Origin of the sequence: Phenylobacterium montanum (genome assembly GCF_018135625.1) — a bacterium.
Taxonomy (GTDB): Bacteria; Pseudomonadota; Alphaproteobacteria; order Caulobacterales; family Caulobacteraceae; genus Poindextera; species Poindextera montana.
This window is the reverse complement of sequence record NZ_CP073078.1, coordinates 3,048,983-3,069,249: the sequence shown is the minus strand read 5'-3', so window position 1 is coordinate 3,069,249 and position 20,267 is coordinate 3,048,983. Positions and strand designations below refer to the sequence as shown.

At 68.3% G+C, this 20,267-nt stretch carries 20 protein-coding genes; 9 read left to right on the top strand and 11 right to left on the bottom strand.

The features are described from left to right. Positions 1-15: 15 nt before the first annotated feature. The 3 genes from KCG34_RS13715 to KCG34_RS13705 all read left to right on the top strand — a co-directional run bounded on the left by KCG34_RS13715 (position 16) and on the right by KCG34_RS13705 (position 3,748). The gene (locus tag KCG34_RS13715) at positions 16-2,208 is read left to right on the top strand and encodes a dehydrogenase E1 component subunit alpha/beta (protein ID WP_211936209.1); all 2,193 of its coding nucleotides are present in this window, start codon (positions 16-18) and stop codon (positions 2,206-2,208) included. Then, positions 2,205-3,239, top strand: coding sequence for a hypothetical protein (locus KCG34_RS13710; RefSeq protein ID WP_211936208.1), 1,035 nt, complete (start codon positions 2,205-2,207; stop codon positions 3,237-3,239). The genes KCG34_RS13715 and KCG34_RS13710 overlap by 4 nt, the downstream gene beginning before the upstream one ends. Before the next feature lie 143 nt (positions 3,240-3,382). Beyond that, complete coding sequence (locus tag KCG34_RS13705; RefSeq protein ID WP_211936207.1) at positions 3,383-3,748, top strand: hypothetical protein; 366 nt, start codon at positions 3,383-3,385, stop codon at positions 3,746-3,748. Positions 3,749-3,761: 13 nt separating this feature from the next. On the opposite strand, the gene KCG34_RS13700 is transcribed toward KCG34_RS13705, so the two are convergent. Continuing rightward, positions 3,762-4,895 (bottom strand): glycosyltransferase, encoded by a 1,134-nt coding sequence (locus KCG34_RS13700; protein ID WP_211936206.1) that lies wholly within the window; start codon positions 4,893-4,895, stop codon positions 3,762-3,764. Positions 4,896-5,036: 141 nt separating this feature from the next. On the opposite strand from KCG34_RS13700, the gene KCG34_RS13695 reads away from it, so the two are divergent. Next, positions 5,037-5,507 (top strand): hypothetical protein, encoded by a 471-nt coding sequence (locus tag KCG34_RS13695; RefSeq protein ID WP_211936205.1) that lies wholly within the window; start codon positions 5,037-5,039, stop codon positions 5,505-5,507. A gap of 13 nt (positions 5,508-5,520) precedes the next feature. On the opposite strand, the gene KCG34_RS13690 is transcribed toward KCG34_RS13695, so the two are convergent. The 6 genes from KCG34_RS13690 to KCG34_RS13665 all read right to left on the bottom strand — a co-directional run bounded on the left by KCG34_RS13690 (position 5,521) and on the right by KCG34_RS13665 (position 12,784). Then, entirely contained in the window at positions 5,521-6,165 is a 645-nt protein-coding gene (locus KCG34_RS13690; RefSeq protein ID WP_211936204.1) for a hypothetical protein, read from the bottom strand. 105 nt (positions 6,166-6,270) lie between these two features. After that, the gene (locus KCG34_RS13685) at positions 6,271-6,885 is read right to left on the bottom strand and encodes a hypothetical protein (protein ID WP_211936203.1); all 615 of its coding nucleotides are present in this window, start codon (positions 6,883-6,885) and stop codon (positions 6,271-6,273) included. 63 nt (positions 6,886-6,948) lie between these two features. Beyond that, positions 6,949-9,609: a methionine synthase gene (gene metH, locus KCG34_RS13680; protein WP_211936202.1), complete on the bottom strand. Its 2,661-nt coding sequence runs from the start codon at positions 9,607-9,609 to the stop codon at positions 6,949-6,951. A 177-nt stretch (positions 9,610-9,786) separates the two neighbouring features. Beyond that, the gene (locus KCG34_RS13675; RefSeq protein WP_211936201.1) at positions 9,787-10,851 is read right to left on the bottom strand and encodes a homocysteine S-methyltransferase family protein; all 1,065 of its coding nucleotides are present in this window, start codon (positions 10,849-10,851) and stop codon (positions 9,787-9,789) included. Next, positions 10,848-11,816, bottom strand: a complete 969-nt coding sequence (gene metF / locus KCG34_RS13670) for a methylenetetrahydrofolate reductase [NAD(P)H] (protein ID WP_376788197.1) — start codon at positions 11,814-11,816, stop codon at positions 10,848-10,850. The genes KCG34_RS13675 and metF overlap by 4 nt, the downstream gene beginning before the upstream one ends. Continuing rightward, positions 11,813-12,784 (bottom strand): ArsR/SmtB family transcription factor, encoded by a 972-nt coding sequence (locus KCG34_RS13665; protein ID WP_211936200.1) that lies wholly within the window; start codon positions 12,782-12,784, stop codon positions 11,813-11,815. Before KCG34_RS13665 ends, metF begins: the two co-directional genes overlap by 4 nt. A 151-nt stretch (positions 12,785-12,935) precedes the next feature. On the opposite strand from KCG34_RS13665, the gene KCG34_RS13660 reads away from it, so the two are divergent. After that, positions 12,936-13,790, top strand: coding sequence for an MlaA family lipoprotein (locus KCG34_RS13660; RefSeq protein ID WP_211936199.1), 855 nt, complete (start codon positions 12,936-12,938; stop codon positions 13,788-13,790). Positions 13,791-13,816: 26 nt separating this feature from the next. Then, positions 13,817-14,488 (top strand): MlaC/ttg2D family ABC transporter substrate-binding protein, encoded by a 672-nt coding sequence (locus tag KCG34_RS13655; protein WP_211936198.1) that lies wholly within the window; start codon positions 13,817-13,819, stop codon positions 14,486-14,488. Between the two features lie 140 nt (positions 14,489-14,628). Here the strand turns inward: KCG34_RS13655 and KCG34_RS13650 are convergent, their stop codons facing one another. Next, entirely contained in the window at positions 14,629-15,576 is a 948-nt protein-coding gene (locus KCG34_RS13650) for an NAD(P)-dependent oxidoreductase (protein ID WP_211936197.1), read from the bottom strand. 150 nt (positions 15,577-15,726) lie between these two features. Here KCG34_RS13650 and KCG34_RS13645 point away from each other — a divergent pair, with 150 nt between their 5' ends. After that, on the top strand, positions 15,727-16,113 hold the full coding sequence (locus KCG34_RS13645) for a hypothetical protein (protein ID WP_211936196.1): 387 nt from the start codon (positions 15,727-15,729) through the stop codon (positions 16,111-16,113). Between the two features lie 41 nt (positions 16,114-16,154). Here KCG34_RS13645 and ettA read toward each other — a convergent pair whose 3' ends face one another. Next, a complete protein-coding gene (gene ettA, locus KCG34_RS13640; protein WP_211936195.1) occupies positions 16,155-17,822 on the bottom strand; it encodes an energy-dependent translational throttle protein EttA in 1,668 nt (555 codons plus the stop codon). 155 nt (positions 17,823-17,977) lie between these two features. Here ettA and KCG34_RS13635 point away from each other — a divergent pair, with 155 nt between their 5' ends. Then, positions 17,978-18,154 (top strand): CsbD family protein, encoded by a 177-nt coding sequence (locus KCG34_RS13635; protein WP_211936194.1) that lies wholly within the window; start codon positions 17,978-17,980, stop codon positions 18,152-18,154. A 12-nt stretch (positions 18,155-18,166) separates the two neighbouring features. On the opposite strand, the gene KCG34_RS13630 is transcribed toward KCG34_RS13635, so the two are convergent. Further along, positions 18,167-18,922 carry a DeoR/GlpR family DNA-binding transcription regulator gene (locus tag KCG34_RS13630; protein WP_211936193.1) on the bottom strand — a complete coding sequence of 252 codons (756 nt, stop codon included), beginning with the start codon at positions 18,920-18,922 and terminating at the stop codon, positions 18,167-18,169. A gap of 78 nt (positions 18,923-19,000) precedes the next feature. Between KCG34_RS13630 and KCG34_RS13625 the strand changes: the two genes are divergently transcribed. Further along, complete coding sequence (locus tag KCG34_RS13625; protein WP_211936192.1) at positions 19,001-19,600, top strand: NUDIX domain-containing protein; 600 nt, start codon at positions 19,001-19,003, stop codon at positions 19,598-19,600. On the opposite strand, the gene KCG34_RS13620 is transcribed toward KCG34_RS13625, so the two are convergent. Next, the gene (locus KCG34_RS13620) at positions 19,575-20,231 is read right to left on the bottom strand and encodes a phosphoribosylanthranilate isomerase (RefSeq protein WP_211936191.1); all 657 of its coding nucleotides are present in this window, start codon (positions 20,229-20,231) and stop codon (positions 19,575-19,577) included. The two genes, KCG34_RS13625 and KCG34_RS13620, sit on opposite strands and share 26 nt — an antisense overlap. Positions 20,232-20,267: the final 36 nt, after the last annotated feature.

The window sequence follows — 20,267 nt, the reverse complement described above, 5'->3', positions numbered from 1 at the left end:
GGAGAGGATCCGCCTTTGGATCGGGCCGATATCGTCCACGAAAATTTCCTGCGCCGGGTCAAGGCGCGCGATTTCCCGCAAGGCGCCCCGCCGTCCGGACCGCTGAACCGGACCGACGCCGTCGCCATCTATCGCGCCGGCTGCCTGTCGCGGGCGCTGGACCGCACCAGCCGGGCCATGCAGCAGGCCGGGCAGGGCTTCTACACCATCGGCTCCTCGGGCCACGAGGGCATGGCGGCGGTGGCCCAGGCGCTGAAACCCACCGACCCGGCCTTCCTGCACTACCGCGACGCCGCCTTCCAGATCGCCCGCGCCGGCCAGGTTCCCGGTGTTTCGATCACCTGGGACATGCTGCTGTCCTTCGCCGCCTCGTCCGAGGACCCGATCTCCGGCGGCCGGCACAAGGTGCTGGGCTCAAAGGCGCTGAACATCCCGCCGCAGACCTCGACCATCGCCAGCCATCTGCCCAAGGCGGTGGGCGCGGCCTATTCCATCCCGCTGGCGCGCCGCCGCCCGCCCGAGCATCGCTCGCTGGCCGAGGACGCCATCGTCATGTGCTCGTTCGGCGACGCCTCGGCCAACCACTCCACCGCCCAGGGCGCCTTCAACGCCGCCAGCTGGACCGCCTATCAGGGCGTGCCCCTGCCGCTGCTGTTCGTCTGCGAGGACAACGGCATCGGTATCTCGACCAAGACGCCCAAGGGCTGGATCGCCGCCAATTTCCAGGACCGGCCGCGACTGAAATATTTCGCCTGCGACGGGCTCGACCTCTACGAGACCTACCGCACCGCGCTGGAGGCCGCCGCCTATGTGCGCGAGCGCCAGCGGCCCGCCTTCCTGCACCTGCGCGCCATCCGCCTCTACGGCCATGCCGGCGCCGACGTGCCCACGACCTATCTCTCGCGCGACGAGGTCGAGGCCGAGGAGGCCAACGATCCGCTGCTGCACAGCGTGCGCCTGCTGGACCAGGCCGGCGCGCTCAGCCCCGACGAGGCCCTGGCCATCTATGAGGAGACCTGCGCGCGCACGAAGCGGGTTGCGGCCGACGCGGTCACCCGGCCCAAGCTGAAGACCGCCGCGGAGGTCATGGCCTCGCTGATCCCGCCCAGGCGCGAATGCCGCCCGACCAACGGCCCCAGCGACGAGGCCCGCGCCACAGCCTTCGGCGCCGACCTCAAGGCCATGGACGCGCCCCAGCCGATGAGCCGGGTGATCAACTTCGCCCTGACCGACCTGATGCTGGCCCACGGCGAGATCGTGATGATGGGCGAGGACGTCGGCCGCAAGGGCGGGGTCTATGGCGTCACCCAGAAGCTGCAGGCTCGGTTCGGCCCCGACCGGATGATCGACACCCTGCTGGACGAGCAGGCGATCCTCGGCCTCGGCATCGGCCTCGCGCACAACGGCTTTCTGCCCATGCCCGAGATCCAGTTCCTGGCCTATCTGCATAACGCCGAGGACCAGATCCGCGGCGAGGCGGCGACCCTGTCGTTCTTCTCCAATGGCCAGTACACCAACCCGATGGTGCTGCGCATCGCGGGCCTCGGCTACCAGAAGGGCTTCGGCGGCCACTTCCACAACGACAACTCCGTCGCCGTGCTGCGCGACATTCCCGGCCTGATCCTGGCCTGCCCGTCCAACGGCGCCGACGCCGCCAAGATGTTGCGCGAGTGCGTACGGCTGGCGCGGGAGGAGCAGCGGGTGGTGGTGTTCCTGGAACCCATCGCCCTCTATCCGATGCGCGACCTTTTCGAGGACAAGGACGGGGGCTGGATGAGCCTCTATCCGCCGCCGGACCAGAGCATCGCGCTCGGCGAGGTCGGCGCACACGGCGACGGCAAGGACCTTGCCATCGTCAGCTTCGCCAACGGCTATTACCTGTCGCGCCAGGCCGAGCCGCGGCTGAAGGCGGCGGGGATCGAAAGCCGGATCATCGACCTCAGGTGGCTCAATCCGCTGCCGGCCGAGAGCCTCCTGAAGGCGCTGGACGGCTGCAAGCGCGTGCTGCTGGTCGACGAATGCCGCCGCTCGGCCGGCGGCCCGTCCGAAGCCTTGGCGACGCTCCTGGCGGAAAAGACCGACCTGCCCGTCGCCCGCATCGCCGCCGAGGACAGCTTCATCGCCACCGGCCCGGCTTATGCGGCGACCATGCCCTCGGTCGACGACATCGTCGAGGCGGCCCGGGCCCTGGTGGGAGGGCGCGCGTGAAGACCGCCGTCGTCGTCTGCCCCGGCCGGGGCGTCTACAACAAGACTGAGCTGGGTTATCTGGCCCGCCACCACGCCGGCCGCGCGGCCCTGTTCGCCGGGTTCGACGAGGAGCGCCGGCGCCTTGGCCAGGAGACCCTGGCCGATCTCGACGGGGCCAAGACCTATTCGGTGGCCCGTCACACCCGCGGCGACAACGCCTCGGCCCTGATCTTCTCCGCCACCCTGGCGGACTTCATGGCCATCGACCGCGGTGAGATCCAGATCGTCGCCGTCACCGGCAATTCCATGGGCTGGTATTCGGCCCTGGCCTGCGCCGGCGCCTTGAGCCCCGAGGCCGGGTTCAAGGTGGCCAACACCATGGGCGCCCTGATGCAGGAGAGCCTGATCGGCGGCCAGCTGATCTATCCCTTCGTCGGCGAGGACTGGGTTCCCGACATGGCGCGCAAGGCCGAGCTCCTGGCCCTCACAGCCGAGATCGGCGCGCGGCCGGGGCATGTGCTGACGCTCTCCATCGACCTCGGCGGCATGCTGGTCCTGGCCGGGGACGAGGCGGGTCTGTCGGCTTTCGAGGCGGCGGTGCCGCCGGTGCAGGGGCGCTTTCCCATGCGCCTGTCCAACCACGCCGGCTTCCACTCGCACCTGCAGGCGCCGGTGGCCGAAAAAGGCCGCGCCGCCCTGCCGGCCTCGCTGTTCGGCCAGCCGGCCGTGCCGCTGGTCGACGGCCGCGGCGCGGTCTGGCAGCCGGGCGCGACCGATCCTGCGGCGCTCTGGGACTACACCCTGGGCCATCAGATCACCGAGACCTACGACTTCACCAAGGCGATCGAGAACGCCGCCCGCGAGTTCGCGCCCGACATCTTCATCGTCACCGGCCCCGGCGCCACCCTCGGCGGCGCCATCGCCCAGTCGCTCATCCTCAGCGGCTGGCGCGGCCTGGGCTCGAAAGCCGATTTCCAGGCGCGACAGGCCACGGCGCCGCTTTTGATCTCGATGGGGATGGAGGAGCAGCGGGTGGAGGCGACGGGTTAAGCTGTTGGTGCGGCGAACTTCCCGGACCCACCCTTAAGCCTTGCAGGCCAGTATTGCCGCGGCCGGCCTTGACCAAGCCGCCGGCCGCGGCTCCACTCTCGGCAAGGCTTTCAGGGAGGGTTTCCATTCCCGAGGAATGACCAATGGACGAGGAAATCCAGATGCTGGTGGTTTCCCAACGCGCCATGCCTCACTTGATTGCGTTGGCCGAGCAGGAGATCGCGCGCAACCGGGCCATCCACGAAGAGTGTGGTGACGATTGGCCAGATGATTTTGATGCCAACGACATCCACGTATTCGAAATAATGCTCGAAAGCCTTCTTGCGGTGCAGGGGCGAGGTGAGGCGATCGTCGATTTCACGGGAAAGCCGGGCTGGTTTCTGTTGGGGGCCTTGCCAGACTACGTCAAGAGGCTTGGACCATCACTGACCAACGAAGACTTCAGTTCGCTTGAGCATGTCTACGTGCAAGGCGCTTTGCCCGGAGCAAGGCCGTTCCCAACACGATGAACGCCGTAGCGCCCTACCAAACCGCCAGCGCCGTCGTCACATAATTCCACAGCGCGCCCAGCACCGCGCCCGAGGCGCCGGCGATCTGGGGATAGACGCCCCAGCTCCTGACCATGGTCGCCACCGCCACGCTGGTGAAGACGCTGATCGAGCAGAGGGCGCAGAACTTCACATAGCCGACCACGAAGGCGAGGCCGCGTTTGCGCCGGTCGCGATAGGTGGTGATGTTGTTGAAGATGTAGTTGGTGGTCATGGCGGTCATGGCCGCCAGAAACTGGATCAGCGAGAAGTTGAGGTCGGTCGAGAGCAGCAGCTGCAGCACCGTCAGGTGCACGACGAGGCCGCTGGCGCCGACCATGCCGAACATCAGCGCCCGCGAGGGGATCACCCCGCCGGAGAGCTTGGACAGCAGAAGTCCCAGATAGTCGATGACGATCCGCTTATCGAGCTTGGAGCCGCCCGCCTCGCGCTCGCGGAAGACATAGGGCAGCTCGACGATCTTCAGGGGCTCGGGCTGGCTGGCGATGATGTCGAACAGGATCTTGAAGCCCTCGGTGGCTAGGCTGGGCGCCACCCGGTCGACCAGTTCGCGGCGGATCATGAAGAAACCGCTGACCGGATCCGACACGTCCTGGCGCAGCACCATGCGGCCGAGTTTGTTGGCGAGGTCGCTGCCCATCCGGCGCATGGGCCCGTCCAGGCCCTCGATGGTCTTGGGGCCGCCGACATAGCGGCTGGCGACCACCAGCTCGGCCGCGCCGGACTTGAGCTGCTCCAGCATCCGGGGCAGCAGGGTCTCGTCGTGCTGCAGGTCGGCGTCGATCACCGCCACGTAGGGCGCGGCGCTGGAGAGGGCGCCTTCGACCACCGCGCCGGCCAGGCCGCGGCGGCGCACGCGCCGGATGCAGCGGATGCGCGGGTCGCGGGCCGCGACGGCCTTGACGGCCTCGGCCGTGCCGTCGGGCGAATTGTCGTCGACGAACACCGCCTCCCAGGCGATCCCGGCCAGCGCCGCGTCCAGCTTGGCGACCAGCTTTTCGACATTGGCGCATTCGTTGAAAGTCGGCGCGACCACGGTCAGTTCGGCGGAGGCTGAGGCGGCTCGGGCCGACGCTGGGGTCTTGGCCCGGGTTTCGGTCAGTTCCACCAAGGAAAGCTCTCCTGCGCGCCCCGCGCCGCAAATTCGACCGGCTGCCTACCATGCCGGCGGGGCCAAGTCGCGCTCGCGCAAATCGAACGCCGCCTTATAGTGCGAGTCTGCGCTGATTTGCTTAACGCCGCCGGGGCCATGCCTTCGAAGCCACTGCACCTGACCTCGCCGATCGACAACGAAGCCCGCTTCGAGGTCCAGCCGCCGGCGACCCGCGCCCCGGTGGCGATCGCCCTGGTGGGGATCGTCTGCGCGGGCCTGGTCGGCCTCTATCGCGGCGTCGAAAGCGTGCGGGAGGAGACCGGCTCGGCGACCCAGGCCCCGACCACCGGCGCCATCGTCGGCGCCCAGCCGGCCGCGGCCCTGCCCAAGAATCCGGACTGGTCGACGCTCAGCGGCCCGGTGGTGCTGCCGCCGCCCGCGCCCAAGGCCAAGAAGGCGGATCAGCCTGCCGATTCCGGCGACGAAGCCGATTCCGAGGACAGCCAGGCCGCCGAGGTGATGAGTTCCGGCGAAGAGGTTGCGCAGCCCGCCGCGCCAGTGACGACGGCGCCGCCGGTCAATCCAGGGCCGCTGAGCAGCGCCCCGCCGCACGGCCCCCACGGCTAGAGCCTTTCAGCGCTCATCCCGCTTTGGGCCGCTCCGCGAGCCAGGCCACGCCGGTCGTCACCAGATAGGCCGCCAGGGCCATGCCGCCGCTGGAGACCGGATCGCCCGACATCGGCGACAACGACGAGACCATCTGCAGCACGGTCAAGAAGCCCATGAAGGCGATGATCGGCCAGGCCTTGTCGCCGCCCTGCTTGCGCAGGGCGATCAAGGCCCCGCCGGCCATCCCAACCAGGCCCAGCTCCAGCGCCATCTCGGCCAGCGGGTAGTTCCAGAAGCCCAAGCCCACCTTGGGCCCGCCGAACCAGAGCGCCAGGTCCGGCCGGTGCACCACAAGGTCCAGCACCCAGTGCGAGAACACCGTCGCCCCCACGAAGGCCGCGGCGCGCCAGGGCAGGCGCAGGGCGAGGCGCGCCAGTACCGCCGCGCCCAGCGACCACAGGAGCGATCCCGGAAGGCTGTGGGTATAGGGCATGAAATAGAGGTCCAGCGCCGAGCCTGGCAGGTGCGGATCGATCCGCATCTTCTCGACCCCGGCCATGATCAGGCTGCTCCAGCCGATGTCCATCAGCTGGCAGGCGGCGACATAGGTCCAGAGCCGGGGGCGCGGCTCGGCGCTCTTGGCGGCCAGGGCGGCGGCGTAGTGTCCGACGAACATGGGCGAGACGTCCTGTGGCTTGGCGATGCTTCGCCCAGTCTGCCGCAAAGCCAGTTCTGCGCCTATGGTCAGAACCGGGGCGCCGCCATGCGTCTTTGAATGGGCTCAGCGCGGCCGGTAGGGGACCGGCGGGACCGGGCATTCCTTGACCGCGGTAGGCTTCAGGGTCTGCAGGTCGCTGATCCAGCACTCGTCGAACACCGAGCACCAGCAGGCGCGGTAGGTGACCTGGTCCAGCGAGGCGTTGAGCCTGTTCCAGGTCGGCTCGCTCTCCGGCGTCCTGGGCAGGACGATCAGGTTGAAGGTGTCGCCGGGTCTCAAAACCCCGGACTGCGGGCCGGTGATCCAGTGCAGGGTCTGGCCGGGCGCCACGCCGCAGCACTTGGCGAACAGGTCCTCGGAGGTCTTCACCGGCTGGCCGCGGAAGAACATCTCCATGGTCTCCAGCTTGGCCGGGCCGACGCCGGCGTTGCTGACGAACAGGCTGATGCTCTGCTGGCCCTGGAGGGCGCCGTTGGAATAGTTGCCCTGCAGGAACGGCCAGGAATTGGCCGCCACCAGCTGGCGCTCCACATGGCCGTGCTCGATGGCCACGAACAGCGAAATCACCGAGATGGCGATCGCCGACAGGGCGATGGCGAGGTCGAAGCCGCGATGGCCGGTGTGGTGCGGATGCGGGTGCACCCCCTCGGCGCTGACATGGACGGGTGGTTCGGACACGGTCTGGCTCGCTGAGGTTGTGGCGGCTCAGCTAAACGCGATTTGCCGGCGACGCGCCAGAGCCTAGGCCGCGTCCTCCCGCGGGGCGGCGTTGGGGTCGTAGCCCAGGATCGGGGCCAGCCAGCGCTCGGCGGTAGCGACGTCCCAGCCCTTGCGGCGCGCGTAGTCGGCGACCTGGTCGCGGTCGATCTTGCCGACGCCGAAATAGTAGGCGTCCGGGTGGCTGAAATAGAGGCCCGAGACCGAGGCCGGCGGGGTCATGGCGAAGCTTTCCGTGATCTGCATGCCGGTGCGCACGGGGGCCTCCAGGATGCGGAACAGGGTGTCCTTTTCCGTGTGATCGGGCTGGGCCGGATAGCCGGGGGCCGGGCGGATGCCGCGGTACTTCTCGCCGATCAGCGTGTCGATCTCGAACGGCTCGTCCGGCGCGAACCCCCAGAGCTCGGTGCGTACGCGGTAGTGCAGGGCCTCGGCGAAGGCCTCGGCCAGGCGGTCGGCCAGGGCGCTGGACAGGATCGCCGAATAGTCGTCGCCCGCGGCCTTGAATTTGCTTGCGATCTCGATCTCGCCATGGCCGGCGGTGACGGCGAAGGCGCCGATATAGTCCGCGCCGACCGGGGCGATGAAGTCGGCCAGGGCGGCGTTGGCCTTGCCCTCGGCCTTGCCCATCTGTTGGCGCAGGCTGTGCAGGCGGGTCAGCTCGGTGGTGCGGGCCTCGTCCGTATAGAGAACGATGTCGTCGCCGTCGGCGTTGGCGGGCCAGAAGCCGACCACGCCGCGGGCCTCGAACCACTTCTCGTCGATGATCTTCTTCAGCATCGCCTGCGCGTCCTTGTAGAGGTCGCGGGCGGCCTCGCCGACCACATCGTCCTCCAGGATCTGCGGGAAGCGGCCGACCAGCTCCCAGCTGGCGAAGAACGGGGTCCAGTCGATGAACCTGGCCAGTTCGGCCAGGTCGAACGGGGCGAAGGTCTTCAGGCCCAGGAAGGACGGCTTGGGCGGCACATAGGTCTGCCAGTCGATGGCCACCTTGTTGGCGCGGGCCGCGGCGATAGGGGTGCGGTTCTTGACCTCCTGGCCGCGGGCGAACTGCTCGCGGATGCGGACATATTCCGCCCGGGTTTCGGCCTCGACCCGCTCGCGGTCGCCCAACAGGCCCGAGACCACGTTCACCGCCCGGCTGGCGTCGACCACATAGGTGGTCGAGCCGCGGCGATAGGCCGGCTCGATCTTGACCGCGGTGTGGGTGCGGCTCGTCGTGGCGCCGCCGATGAGCAGCGGGATGGAGAATCCGCGCCGCTCCATCTCGCCGGCCACGAACACCATCTCGTCCAGCGAGGGGGTGATCAGGCCCGACAGGCCGATCATGTCGACCTTGTGCGCCTCGGCCTCGTCCAGGATTTTGTTGGCGGGCACCATCACCCCGAGGTCGATGACCTCGTAGTTGTTGCACTGCAAAACGACGCCGACGATGTTCTTGCCGATGTCGTGCACGTCGCCCTTGACGGTGGCCATCAGGATCTTGCCGGCGGCCTCGCGGGGCTTGCCCTCCTTCTCGGCTTCCATGAACGGCATCAGCCAGGCCACGGCCTGCTTCATCACCCGGGCGGACTTGACCACCTGGGGCAGGAACATCTTGCCCGAGCCGAACAGGTCGCCGACGACGTTCATGCCGTCCATCAGCGGGCCTTCGATCACGTGCAGCGGGCGCTCTGCGGCCAGGCGCGCTTCTTCCGTGTCCTGATCGATGAACTCGGTGATGCCGTGCACCAGGGCGTGGCTCAGCCGCGCGGCCACAGGGGCCTCGCGCCAGCTCATGTCGACCACCCTGTCGGCGCCCTTCTGGCCCTTGTACTTGGGCGCCAGGTCCACCAGCCGCTCGGTGGGGGTGACCCCGTCATTGCGGCGCCGGTTGAGGATCACGTCCTCGACCGCGTCGCGCAGCTCCGGCTCGATGTCGTCATAGACCGGCAGGTCGCCGGCGTTGACGATGCCCATGTCCATGCCGGCCGCGACCGCATGGTAGAGGAACACCGAGTGGATCGCCCGGCGCACCGGCTCGTTGCCGCGGAAGCTGAAAGAGACGTTCGACACCCCGCCGGAGACGCGCGCGTGCGGCAGGACCTGTTTGATGACCCGCGTCGCTTCGATGAAGTCGACGGCGTAGTTGTCGTGCTCCTCGATCCCCGTCGCCACGGCGAAGATGTTGGGGTCGAAGATAATGTCCTCGGGCGGGAAGCCGATCTTCTGGGTCAGCAGCGCATAGGCCCGCTTGCAGATCTCGATCTTGCGCTCGGCGGTGTCGGCCTGGCCCTTTTCGTCGAAGGCCATCACCACCACGGCGGCGCCATAGCGCAGGCAGGCGACGGCCTGCTCCAGGAACTTGGCCTCGCCTTCCTTCATGCTGATGGAATTGACGATGCACTTGCCCTGGGCGCACTTCAGCCCCGCCTCGATCACCTCCCATTTTGAGGAGTCGATCATCACCGGCACCCGGGCGATGTCCGGCTCGGCGGCGATCAGGTTGAGGAAGGTGATCATCGCCTGCTTCGAATCCAGCAGGCCCTCGTCCATGTTGATGTCGATCACCGAGGCTCCGGCCTCGACCTGCTGGCGCGCGACGGCGAGCGCGGCGTTGTAGTCGCCCTCGACGATCAGCTTCTTGAACTTGGCGGACCCGGTGATGTTGGTCCGCTCGCCGATGTTGATGAAGCTGGGTCTCATGGGGTCACTCGATCGGTCCGGGGAGGCCCCCTCCACCACCCTTCGGGTGGTCCCCCTCCCCCAGAGGGGGAGGAATGGCGGCGGCGCGGTTCATACTATTTCCTCCCTTATTGGGGGAGGGGGACCATGCGAAGCATGGTGGAGGGGGCCAGCCGCCGCACAGGCGGCTGGATGACTTCAATCCGCCAATTCGAACGGCTCCAGCCCCGCTAGCCGCAGCGCCGTCGGGCGTTCGGGGATGGCGCGCGGCTTCAGGCCCTTCACGTCCTCGGCGATATGCTTGATGTGGTCGGGCGTCGTGCCGCAGCAGCCGCCCAGGATGTTGACGATGCCGCTCTGGGCCCACTCTTCCAGCATGCAGGCGGTCTGGTGCGGCTCCTCGTCGTACTGGCCGAAGGCGTTGGGCAGGCCGGCGTTGGGATAGGCGGCCACCAGCGTGTCGGCCACACGCGCCAGTTCGGCGATGTAGGGCCGCATCAGGTCGGCGCCCAGGGCGCAGTTCAGGCCGATGGCGAAGGGCTTGGCGTGGCGCACCGAATTCCAGAACGCCTCGACCGTCTGGCCCGACAGGGTGCGGCCGGAGCGGTCGGTGATGGTGCCGCTGATCCAGATCGGCAGGGGCTCATAGCCCTCGTCCTCCAGGTCCATGATCGCCTTGACCGCCGCCTTGCAGTTCAGGGTGTCGGTGATGGTCTCGATCAGGAACAGGTCGACCCCGCCCTCGTGCAGGGCCTGAACCTGCTCGCGATAGGCGGCGTAGACCTGGTCGTAGGTGACCGTGCGCGCGCCGGGGTCGTTGACGTCGGAGGACATCGACAGCATGCGGTTCAGCGGCCCGATCGAGCCGGCGACGAAACGCGGTTTGTGCGGTTCCTTGGCGGTCCAGCGGTCGGCGGCCTCGCGGGCGATCTGGGCCCCGCGCAGGTTGATGTCGCGCACCGCGGCCTGCATCTCGTAGTCCGCCTGGGCGATGGCGGTGGCCGAGAAGGTGTTGGTCTCGGAGATGTCGGCGCCGGCGGCGAAATACTGGTCGTGCAGGTCGGCGATGATGTCCGGCCGGGTGATGCAAAGCAGGTCGTTGTTGCCCTTCAGCTGGCCATCGTGATGGGTGAAGCGGTCGCCGCGATAGTCGGCCTCGTCGAGGCCCCGGCGCTGGATCATCACCCCCCACGAGCCGTCGAGGATCAGGATCCGCGCCTTGGCGGCGGCCTTGAGGGCGGCGATGCGGTCTTGCCGGGTCATGCGGCGGTCTCCTGCGCCGCGGCCTTGACCCCCAGCATGCGGCAGAGGGCGTAGACCAGATCGGCGCGGTTCAGGGTGTAGAAATGGAAGTCGGAGAAGCCCTGCTCCTCCAGCTTGGCGCACATCTCGGCGGCGACCGAGCAGGCGACCAGGCGGCGGGTGTCGGGGTCGTTGTCCAGGCCGTCGAACAGCTTGGCCAGCCAGGCGGGCACCTGGATGCCGCAGGGACCGGCCATCTTGGTCAGGCCCTTGAAGTTCGAGACCGGCATGATGCCCGGCACGATCGGGATGGTGATCCCGGCGGCGCGGACGGCGTCGTGGAAGCGCAGGAAGCCGTCGATGTCGAAGAAGAACTGGGTGATGGCGCGGGTCGCGCCGGCGTCGACCTTGGCTTTCAGGACGTCGATGTCGTGCGCGGTCGAGCTGCTCTCGGGGTGGATCTGCGGATAGGCGCCGACGCTGATCTCGAACGGGGCGATGCGGCTGATCGCGGCGGCCAGTTCGGTGGCGTTGGCGTAGCCGTCGGCGCGCGGCTCGTAGGCGCCGCCCAGCGAGCCGGGTGGATCGCCGCGCAGGGCCACGATGTGGCGCACGCCGGCTTCCCAGTAGTCGCGGATCACGGCGTCGACCTCGTCGCGGCTGGCGGCGACGCAGGTCAGGTGGGCGGCGGCCTTCAGGGCCGTCTCCTCGTTGATGCGCTTGACGGTGCGATGGGTGCGCTCCCGGGTCGAGCCGCCGGCGCCGTAGGTGACCGAGACGAAGCTGGGAGCCAGCGGCTCCAGCTTGCGGATCGCCTTCCACAGGGCCTCCTCGCTCTCGGGCGAGCGGGGCGGGGAGAATTCGAAGGAGACGCCCAGCGGGCGGCCCGCGCCGGCCGCCTGGCGCTCGCCGGCGCGGGCGACGGGACCCATGGCGCTGCCTGAGGGGGCGCTGTCGGGTTCGATGGCGAGGGCGGCGGCGGTCATGCGGCGCTCCTGGAACTGGCGCTGGCGCGGGCGGCGGTCCAGATCTTGACGGTCAGACCGTGGTCGTCCTTGGCCGGCAGGGTGACGGGGTCGGCGGGCGCAAGCCCGGCGGCGGCGAGCCAGCGGGCGATCTCGGTGTCGGAAAAGCCCAGGCGACGATGGCGGTGGGCCTCGCGCAGGAACTCCAGCCTATGCGGGGCGAAGTCGACGATCAGGAGGCGCCCGCCCGGCTGGACCAGCCGCCCGGCCTCGGCCACGGCGGCGGCGGGGTCGGACAGGTAGTGGAGCACCTGGTGCACGACGACGAGGTCGGCGAAGCTGTCCGGCAGGCGGGTGGCGAAAATGTCGCCGTGCCTGAGTTCGCAGTGGCCGAGGCCGGCCTCGCGGGTCTGCTGGCGGGCGATGTTTAGCATCTGCTGCGAAAGGTCCAGGCCGATGGACAGCTCGGCGCGCTGGCCGAGCAGGGTCAGCATGCGGCCGGTCCCCGAGCCCAGGTCCACCAGGCGCTTGAACGGCCCCGGGCCGGCGGCGGCCAGGATCGCCGCCTCGACCTCGTTCTCGGCGGTATAGAGCGATCTGAGCTCGTCCCAGCGCGAGGCGTTCTGGGCGAAATAATCGGCGGCCAGATTGAGCCGGCCGGCGCGGACTGTCTCCAGCCGGCCGAGGTCCAGGGCCAGCTCGGGATCGTCGGGCTGGATCAGGCGCAGGGTTTCGTCCAGAAGGGCGCGGCGCGGGCCGTGCGACACCAGGCGATAGAACATCCAGGCGCCGTCGGGGAAGCGCTCGACCAGTCCGGCTTCGGTCAAGAGCTTCAGATGGCGCGAGACCCTCGGCTGGCTCTGGTCGAGAATCTGGCTGAGCTCCATCACCGCCAGCTCCTCGCGGTGCAGCAGCGCCAGGATGCGCAGACGGGTCGGTTCACCCGCCGCCCTCAAGGCTTCCACCGCGGTTTTGGCTGTCAGCTTCATGGCTCATATAAAGATATCTTTATGTCTTTATGTAAAGCCCTTTTCACTCACGAAGCGTTACCGGGATTGCATTTGCGGCGAACGCCCCTAGCTGTGCGGGTGGCGGATAGTCGCGCATTCAGGGTGCGCGCACTTGGCCAGAAGGGAAAGCATGCGCGCACTGGATTCCGCACTGATCGTCGCCCTCGGCCTCGCCGCCGCTTCGCCCGCGCTTGCGGCATCGGGCGGCCCTGGCGCCACAAGCGCCTTTCCGAGCCATGAGGCGATCAACAGCAAGGCGACGGGGCCGACGATCGAAGATCCGTTCGAAAAGGTGAACCGCGGCCTCTATAGCTTCAACAAGGGCCTCGACCGGGCGGTGATGCGGCCCCTGGCCATGACCTATCGTCGCGGCCTGCCCAAGACCGTCCGCACCGGCGTGCGCAACGGGCTGGACAATCTGGACGAGCCCAACACCCTGATGAACGATGTGCTGCAGGGGCGTTTCAAGGACGGCGGAGTCACGGCGGCCCGGTTCGTGGTCAACAGCACCATCGGCGTGGCCGGGCTGTTCGACGTGGCGGGGGCGAAGATGAACCTGCCGATCCACTATTCCGACTTCGGCCAGACCCTGGGCCGCTACGGCGTTGGGCCGGGTCCCTATGTCTACGTGCCGGTGTTCGGGCCCAGCGACGTGCGCGACGGCCTGGGACGGGTCGTCGATTCCTTCACCGGCATCCTCAACATCCACGACCTGCACGCGACCACGGCTGCGCGGCTCGGCCTGGCGGCGGTGGACGGGCTCGACACCCGGGCCGAGTATGACGAGCCGCTGAAGGAGCTGAACAGGGTCGCCACCGATCCCTACGCCACGGTTCGCGCGTTCTACGTCCAGTCGCGGGCCGACAAGGTATCCGGTGGCCATAAATCGGTCCAAGACTTGCCGGATTTCGATGCGCCTCCTGCGGGGGCCGCCGGTCCGGCGCAAGGTTCAACCCCGCCGTCATCGGGCGCTACGCCCCACTGACCGGGCCGTCTGTTGGAGTTTTTGACATGACCCCTGGCCTTTCATTCCGCCGTTTCGGCGTCGCCAGCCTGACTCTCGCCGCCGCCCTGGCTCCCCTGGCGGCCGCCTCGCCCGTGCTCGGCCTGACCGCCGCCGCCGCCCAGTCCTCGCAGCGCGACGCCGCCGCCGAGCAGTTCGTGCAGACCGAGGCCAGCAAGGCGCTGAACATCCTGCAGCTCGGCAGCGACGCGGAGAAGATCAAGCAGTTCCGCACCTTCGTCGATCGCGTGGCCGACGTGCCCAAGATCACGACCTTCGTGCTCGGCAAGTACGCCCGCTCGATCAGCCCCGACCAGTACAAGCAGTTCGCGGTGGTGTTCCGCGAATACGCCTCCAACGTCTATGAGAGCCGGCTGGACGACTATCATGGCGAAAGCCTGAAGGTGACCGGCTCGGTGGTGCGCAAGCCGGGCGACGTGATCGTCACCAGCAATGTGCTCGGCGGGCAGCAGAAGAAGCCGGTGCCGGTGCGCTGGCGGGTGCTGCAGTCCGGCGCCGGCTGGCGGGTGGTGGATGTCGAGGTCAACGGCGTCTGGCTGGCCATCACCGAGCAGCAGGACTTCGTCTCCACCATCGACAACGCCGGCGGCAATGTCGGCGTCCTGATCGCCCAGCTGCAGAAGCACAACCAGGAAGCCCAGGCCGGCCGGCGGAGCTGATCGGGCCCGACTGCACCCAATATCCTCATGCTGAGGAGCTCGGCGCGAAGCGGCGAGCCTCGAAGCACGCAGCGGCGGTTCCGTGCGTCCTTCGAGGCCCGCTACGCGGGCGCCTCAGGATGAGGAATTTCCGTGGAAGCTCAAACTCTCACCGGCGTGGCCAAGGGCTCGCCGGCGAAATGGCGGCGGAGGTTCTCCCGCATCATGGCGACCATGGCCGGGACGCTTTCCAGCGTCGCGCCGGCGGTGTGCGGGGTCAGGACCAGGTTCGGGACGCCCGCCCAGGTTTCTGCGGTGGTCGGTTCGGGATCGAACACGTCGAGGGCGGCATAGCCCAGGCGCCCATCCTTCAGGGCCGAGATCAGGGCGTCCTGGTCGATGACGAAGCCGCGCGAGACGTTGCAGATCAGGCCCCTGGACCCCACCGCCTCGATCACCCCGCGATTGACCAGCCGCCGGCTCTCCGGGCCGGCCCGGAGGGCGACGAACAGGAGGTCGCTGGCCTTGGCCAGGGCCATAAGGCTCTCGGCCATCGGCCAGGCTGCGTCGGGCTTGGGATTGGGGCCCCACCAGGCGATCGGGCAGCCGAAGGCGGCCATGCGGGTGGCGATCGCGGCGCCGATGCCGCCGAGGCCGACGATACCCACCTTGCGCCCGCGCAAGGACGGGCGCATCGGCCCGCGGTCGCTTTCGGTCCACCGGCCCTCGCGCACGCGCTTGTGGCCCTCGGCTATGCCGCGCCAGGCGCAGATCGCCGCGCCCACGGCATGGTCGGCGACATCCTCGGCGTTGACGCCGGGCGAGTGGGTGACGGCTATGCCGCGCCCGGCGCACCAGCCGACGTCGACGCCGTCATAGCCGGCGCTCACGCAGGCGATCAGCCGCAGGCGGGGCAAGCCGCCGAGCAAATCCGGCCCCAGAGGCCCCTCGCCGGCGGCGACGATGGCCTCGATCCTCTGGCCCTCGCCAGCCAGGAAGGCCGCCAGGTCCGGATGCTCCCAAAGGCGCACCAGCTCGTAGTCCTCGGCCAGGACCCCGGTCAGGGGCGCCAGGATGGGCTGGGCGATCAGGAGGACGGGCTTGGTCATCGAGGGCTCGGCGGACGCGAATGGCTAAGGTGGAGCCTCGCGGCGAACTGCCGGAAATCCAAGCCGGAATATGCGTCCGGTCCGAAACATTCGCTCTTTTCAGCCGTTCCGGTGCTGAGCGGGGGGCAACCTCAAAGGAAGGCCCAAGCCATGACGCCCAAAACCTTGTTCGTCTGCGCCAGCGCCGTCGCCCTCAGCCTGGCCGGCGCCTCACTCGCGACCGCCCAGACCCGGCCGGGGACGACCATGACCCCGCCGTCTTCGACGGCGCCGCAGTCGCAGCCCAGCACCGATCAGTCGCCATCGACCACCGCGACGCAGCCCGATGCCAGCGCGGCCGGGTCGCCGAGCGCCACGCCCGACGCCAACGGGAACCGGGCCGATCCCTCAGCCGGCATGGCCCCTGCGGGCTCGACCGACATGACCACCGGCATGACCAAGAAGAAGGCCAAGAAGCATCCCGCTTCGCCGCCCACCACCACCGACAGCACGACGGCGACGCCGGACTCGGACTCCAGCGCCATCCCGCCGCACTGAGGCCGGGCCCCCGCCTCCTGCGAGGGGGCGGGGCCTTTCTTCTATCGCCCGAACTTCTGGAACTTGATCCGGTGGGGGATCAGGCTGTCTGCGCCCAGTCGACGCTTCTTGTCCTCTTCATAGGCCTCGAAGTTGCCTTCGAACCATTCGACATGGCTGTCGCCTTCAAAGGCGAGGATGTGGGTGGCCAGGCGGTCGAGGAACCAGCGGTCGTGGCTGATGACCACGGCGCAGCCGGCGAACTCCTCCAAGGCCTCTTCCAGGGCCTGCAGGGTCTCGATGTCGAGGTCGTTGGTCGGTTCGTCGAGCAGGATCAGGTTGCCGCCGGCCGCCAGGGTGCGGGCGAGGTGCACGCGGTTGCGCTCACCGCCGGACAGCAGGCCGACCTTCTTCTGCTGGTCGCCGCCCTTGAAGTTGAAGCCGCCGACATAGGATCTGGAATTGATTTCGCGATTGCCGACCTTCATCACGTCGGTGCCGCCCGAAATCTCCTGCCAGACAGTTTTGTTGGGATCTAGCGCGTCGCGGCTCTGGTCGACATAGGCCAGCTTGACGGTCTCGCCGAGCTTGATAGAGCCCGCGTCCGGCTTTTCCTGGCCGGTGATGATCTTGAACAGGGTCGACTTGCCGGCGCCGTTGGGGCCGATCACCCCGACGATGCCGTTCGGGGGCAGGCGGAAGGACAGGTCCTTGAATAGCAGCTTGTCGCCGTATTCCTTCTCCAGGCCGTCAACCTCCATCACCACATTGCCCAGGCGCGGGCCGGGCGGGATCTGGATGGTGGCGAAGGTCTGGGCGGCGCGGGAATTCTCCTGCTCGCGCACCATCTCCTCATAGGACGCCAGGCGGGCCTTGGACTTGGCCTGGCGGGCCTTGGCGTTGGAGCGGACCCATTCCAGCTCTTTCGTCAGGGCGCGCTGGCGAGCCTCGCTCTCGCTCTGCTCCTGCACCACGCGCTTCTGTTTCTGCTCCAGCCAGCCGGAATAGTTGCCCTCGTAGGGCACGCCGCGGCCGCGATCGAGCTCCAGCGTCCACTTGGTCACCTGGTCGAGGAAATAGCGGTCGTGGGTGACCAGGATCACGCAGCCTGGGAAGGCCTCCAGGTGATGCTGCAGCCAGGCCACCGACTCGGCGTCCAGGTGGTTGGTGGGTTCGTCCAGCAGCAGCATGTCGGGCTTGGAGAGCAGCAGCCGGGCCAAGGCCACGCGGCGCTTTTCACCCCCGGACAGGTTGTCCACCGCCCAGTCGTTGGGCGGGCAGCGCAGGGCGTCCATGGCCATTTCGATCTTGGAATCGATGTCCCACAGGTCGCCCGCGTCGATCTTCTCCTGGAGGGCGTTCATCTCCTCCATCAACTCGTCGGAATAGTCCTCGCCCATCAGGGTGGCGACTTCGTTGTAGCGATCGAAGATCTTCTTCTCTTCGCACCACGAGATCACGTTGCCCCAGACGTTGAGCGACTCGTCCAGGTGCGGCTCCTGCTCCAGGTAGCCCATCTTGGTGCCGTCGGCGGCGCGCGCCTCGCCGGAGAACTCCTTGTCGATGCCGGCCATGATCTTCAGCAGGGTCGACTTGCCCGAGCCGTTGACGCCGACGACACCGATCTTGGCGTCGGAATAGAAGGACAGCCAGATGTTTTCGAACACCTTCTTGCCGCCGGGATAGGCCTTGGTCAGGCCCTGCATCTGGAAAATGAATTGTTGGGCCATGCGTCGGCTCGGACTTTCAAACGTCGATCGGGAGGGGAGTTTGCGGCGGTTCTAGCGAAGGCGGAGCGGACAGTCCACGGGCGGCGCTTCGCAACGCATCAGGTCCCGGCTCGTTGTCTTTCCACTGGGGCGGCCAAGCCGAAGGGAACAGAACCATGGATCGCAATCGCATCGAAGGCGCCGGCAAGGAAATCAAGGGCTCGGTCAAGCAGGCCGCCGGCAAGCTCACCGGGAACAAGATGCGCCAGGCCGAGGGCGCGACCGAAAAGGCCGTCGGCAAGGTCCAGCGCAAGGTCGGCGAAGCCATGGACAAGGCGCGCGATAGCCACTGACGCCTGGCCGCTTCAGGCTGGCGCCAGGGTGACGCCCAGCCGTTCGAACGGCGCCGTCACCTCTGGCGGCAGGCCGGGTTCGACGATCACCATGTCGATCTCCGCCAGGGTGGTCACCACGAACGGTGAGGCCGCGCCGAGCTTCTCGGCCGAGGCCATGACTACGGTCTCGGCCGCTTGCCGGCTGAGGGCGCGTTTCACAGCCGCCTCTTCCGCATCACCCGTGGTCAGGCCGATCTCGGGATGAACCCCGGTGACCCCCATGAAATAGAGGTCCGCCTGGATGCGGCCGATGGCCTCGATGGCGCTGGCGCCCACCGCCACTACCGAATGCTTGAACAGGCGCCCGCCGATCAACTCGACCTCGACAGCGGGCTTATTGACCAGCTCCACGGCCACGCTCGGGCTGTGCGTGATGATCGTGGCCTTCAGGTCGAGGGGCAGGCTACGCGCCAGTTGCACGGCCGTGGTGCCGCCGTCGACGAACACCACCTGTCCGGGGCGGATCATGGCGGCCGCGGCCCGGCCGATAGCGGCCTTGCCAGCACCGGCGACCTGTTGACGGTCGGCGAAGTCGGCCAGGGCGGGTGATGCGGGCAGGGCGCCGCCGTGAACCCGTTGCAGCAGGCCTTCGGCCGCCAGTTCGCGCAGGTCGCGGCGGATGGTGTCTTCCGACAGGCCCAGAGCCTGGCTCTCGGCCTTGGCGACGATGCGGCCGTCGCGCTTGAGCGTCGCCAGCAGATGGGCCTTGCGTTCGTGGGTCAGCATGATCTGGGTTGCATGATAATTCTTGACTCTGCACGATATTGCACGAATGGATGCGCTCGCATAGCGACGAGGTGAACCATGCGCGTGGCCGATCGGGTGAAGGTGCACGAGGTCAAGCTGCTGTCCGACAACTGGTATGTGCTGAGGAAAGCGACCTTCAGCTGGCTGCGCCGGGACGGGACCTGGCAGGAGCAGAGCCGCGAGAGCTATGACCGCGGCAACGGCGCGGTGATCCTGCTCTACGATCCGGACCGCCGCACGGTGCTCCTGACCCGCCAGTTCCGCTATCCCGCCTTCGCCAACGGCTATGACGACCTGCTGATCGAGGCGCCGGCGGGCCTATTGGACGACGCCAGCCCGGAAGAGCGCATCCGCGCCGAGACGGAGGAGGAGACCGGCTACCGGGTGCGCGATGTGCGGCCGGTGTTCGAAGCCTTCATGAGCCCGGGTTCGGTGACCGAGAAACTGCACTTCTTCGTCGGCCGCTACAGCCCGGCGGATCGCATCGGCGAAGGGGGCGGCGAAGAGTCCGAGGGCGAGGACATCGAGACCCTGGAGGTCGGCCTCGATCGGGCCCTGGCCATGATCGCGTCGGGCGAGATCTGCGACGCCAAGACCATCATGCTGCTGCAGTACGCGGCCCTGAACGGGCTCATGCGGCCGCCACCGCCTGCATGAAGGCAGCGAGCAGGCCCCGGTCCAGCGCGCCGTTCCGCCTCAGCCCGCTGCAGAGGTCGAGGCCGAACGGGCGCACGGTCGCGATCGCCTGGGCGACATTGTCCGGGTTAAGGCCGCCGGCCAGGAACACCGGCCGGTCGACGGCTTCGACGATCCGCCGGCTGATGGACCAGTCGTGCGCCTGGCCCAGCCCGCCCAGCAGCGGGACGGCGGCCGAGGGCTTGCCGGAATCGAGCAGAAGGGCGTCGGCCGTCTCGGCATAGGCGCGGGCGAGGTCGATGGCGCCGTCGTCCTCCACATGCACCACCTGGACGATGCGCGCGCCGGGCAGGCGCCGGCGCAGGTCCGCGTGGACGCCGCGGTCCAGATGGCGGACCAGCTGCACGGTGCGCACCCCGGCCTCCCGCATCTGCTCGGCCAGGCTGTCCGCATCCTCGCGCGCGCTCAGCAGCCAGGGATCCAGCGGCGGCGGCGCCCAGGCGGAGATCTCGCGGATGACAGCGTCATCCGCCACCCCAGGGCCGGAGGGCATGGCCGAGACCAGGCCGACGGCGTCGGCCCCGGCCGCCATGGCCATCTGCGCCTCGGCGACCGACGCCATGCAGCAGATCTTGACCCGAGTACGCGCCATGATCCCCTCCTGGGCGCCGCTTGCATCATGATCCTT